Source organism: Planktothrix sp. FACHB-1355 (assembly GCF_014748295.1).
In the GTDB taxonomy this organism is placed as follows: Bacteria; Cyanobacteriota; Cyanobacteriia; order Cyanobacteriales; family Aerosakkonemataceae; genus Aerosakkonema; species Aerosakkonema funiforme_A.
Genome location: NZ_JACJUP010000964.1, coordinates 1 through 2,783, shown reverse-complemented (window position 1 = coordinate 2,783; position 2,783 = coordinate 1). Strand labels below are relative to the sequence as shown.

The window sequence follows — 2,783 nt, the reverse complement described above, 5'->3', positions numbered from 1 at the left end:
GTGGATGATCGAGTGGCGATAGAGTCCGTCGAGGGTATCGGCAATTTGAACAGCAATGGGAAGAAACTCACTCAGAGGTAATTCCCCTTTACTTTTCCGATCGCCAACTGATGCCATATAACAAGATAGAGAAATTCCGCCAAAATCTTCCATAATCAGGGCATAGCGGTTTTCATAGTTTTCCAGGCTGTAGAGTTTGGTAATGCCAGGGATATCGATGTTTTTAGCGATGATGTATTGGTTCCGAAATTGAACTATTTCGGTGAATCGGGGAAACTCATTTCGTAGCAGTTTGATAACTACAGGTTGCCCATCTGAAGCTCGAATACCCCGATAAACCAGAGTTCGCGTTCCGGTATAGATTTGCTGGGTAATGCTGTAGCCGAGAAGATTAATTGTTGTGTCCGCCATCCCTACCCCCATCTCTGCTGCCGAACGTAAATCGTTACTAAATTTTATGTTAAATTAAATTCTTTAATAAATTTATTTAATTTTAAAAAGTTATGTATCTTTTTTGCAAATATTTAGCAATACATTAGACATCTCCAAAAATTCTTGTGGGGTAGGTATCCTGCCTGCCCTTTGAGATTCTTTTGGAGGAGATGTCTATTAGATAATTCCTTTCTCTTCTGTCTGGTTTTCCCCTGGCAATGAAGCTTTAAACTTAGTTATTTAGTAAGACTTATGCCATCTCCGATTTCAACAGCTATGGCTGTAAGGGTAATTCATGAATTACCCTTACAGCTTGGCAACCACTTTTGTCTCGGTCTTATCTAAGTAAAATTACTGATAATAGCATAGCCAAAGCCTTATATTATAAGTAAATTTACCCTAATAATCTCATAGTTGATTTCTATACGTAAGTGTGATGACGATCGCAGACCTTTTCAAAATCGGTCACTGCATAATGTGGCAAGCAAACAGATATTATGATGCAATCGTCATCTACAACAATATGAAACTATGGCTCTCCTGGATTCAGCCTAACTTTTATAGCTCGTGAGAGTCAAGTTGATATCGCGAGTAACCGCTAGCGCAAAGGCAATCATCTCGTTTCCATAAACCTCACTAGGGAGATCCGACAATCACCCTGTCGGGTGAATCAATTGAATGAAGCGCGATCGCCTCGTGCAATCGTAACTTTAAGTTAGAACGCTGAATCCGGGGGAGAAACGATCGTCAAACTGGCGATCGCAACCACCTTTCGCATTCATCAGGGGATTAGCGACATGACTGTACAATTTACAGATTTAGAAATCTTAGCCCAACACGGTCTGGATTTAACGCCGATCGAGGTACTAGCTAAGCAAGTATTGCAGTATCAGGATGCCACCCCACAAGAAATTTTGGAGCTGCTTGAAGAAGTCGCGCACAGCTATGCAGTTTTAGCGCCGACACTTTCGCCAAACCTGCGCTATAGTGCCAAAAAAGAAATAGAGTTTTTTGTATTTCTATATCAAGATAGCCTCAGAAAGTTAACTAACCCCCACAAGGTACGGGAATCCCAGGAAAGCGTTCAATCTCTATCGCATTGTGTACGTGCCATAGTAGACGAGCTGTTAAATTCAAAAAAGTGTCGAACCCTGCAAACTTTTGAAATTGCTCCCGTAACGTGATTCCCGATGCCTAACTACATACAAGCTTTACGAGACTGTTGCCAGGATGAAGCTGCTTTTGAACGGCTCAAACAAATCCTAGCGTCGGCAGTGAAAGACGAAGCATTTACAAAACTTCTCCTATCTTTAGATTCCCAACTCAGATCGAATGCTTCCTGCTTGCCAGACCTTGTATGTCAGCCTCCAAAACAGAACATCCCCAAATCCCATCCCCCGGCAATAGCTCGTATTAGCGGGTATGAAGAAGAGGTAATTGGTAGTAGCTCAATTGAAATCAATGCTAGGGTGAATTCTCTAGATCGCCTGAGAATGGAACGATTATTGCAGTCAGAAGGAGCAGTCCACAACTGGGAATATGAGTTTCACAATAAGTCGGGTGAAGTATTGGTGGGGCTACTATCAGCAGAAATAATCAAAAGTAGCTTGGAGGAAGGTGAGTTCACCCTCACAACGAATATTATGGAACCGCAGCGGGCCCAAGTGCAAATGCGTGTATTGCCAAATCGCGATCGCGTCTGCACGACGCCGCCTTTTTCTCATAAAGTTTGGTGCAGCGCTCGTTTATTGGGCGAGATGGCTTTGCGAATTCGCAACTCGCTCAACCTCGATCGAATTCTCGATAGCACAGTAGAAGAAGTTAGGCAATTTCTGCAAGCAGACCGCGTTTTCATCGGTTGCGTTAACGATTTCGGTAGGGGGCAAATTCTCGCAGAATCCGTAGACCCCAAATGGGAATCCATCAAAGGATGGAAACTCGATGAAACTTATGTTAAAGAAATTAAATCTTTTTACGAAGATCGTAATGTCCGCGTTATTGACGATACAGATCGAATCGAAAAAACTCCCTTTTTAAAGGAATACTATAGCCGTTACCAGGTAAAAGCCAGCCTGGGTGTGCCTATTATTGTGGAATCAGAGTTTTTTGGAGTATTAGTTGCCAACCAATGCTCCAGCCCTCGTCATTGGCAACCGTTTGAAATAGACTTACTGGAAAAATTGGCAACCCAAGTAGCGATCGCCATAAAACAAGCACAACTTTACAAACAAGTGCAAACCCTCAATGCCAACTTAGAACGCCAAGTCGAAGAACGTACAGCACAGCTACAGCAACGCAACAGAGAACTCCAAGAACTAAACAGAATTAAAGATGTTTTGCTGCATACAGTT

General features: G+C 42.6%; 3 protein-coding genes. 2 read left to right on the top strand and 1 reads right to left on the bottom strand.

Annotated elements, in window-relative coordinates:
* Positions 1 to 411, bottom strand: a 411-nt coding sequence (locus tag H6S82_RS27625; RefSeq protein ID WP_191057054.1) for a protein kinase, incomplete at its 3' end; no start/stop codon positions are given.
* A gap of 818 nt (positions 412 to 1,229) precedes the next feature.
* Between H6S82_RS27625 and H6S82_RS27620 the strand changes: the two genes are divergently transcribed.
* Both H6S82_RS27620 and H6S82_RS27615 read left to right on the top strand, forming a co-directional pair.
* Positions 1,230 to 1,616: a hypothetical protein gene (locus H6S82_RS27620; protein WP_190475668.1), complete on the top strand. Its 387-nt coding sequence runs from the start codon at positions 1,230 to 1,232 to the stop codon at positions 1,614 to 1,616.
* A 6-nt stretch (positions 1,617 to 1,622) separates the two neighbouring features.
* The coding region (locus H6S82_RS27615; RefSeq protein ID WP_191057053.1) for a GAF domain-containing protein at positions 1,623 to 2,783 on the top strand (1,161 nt) is incomplete at its 3' end.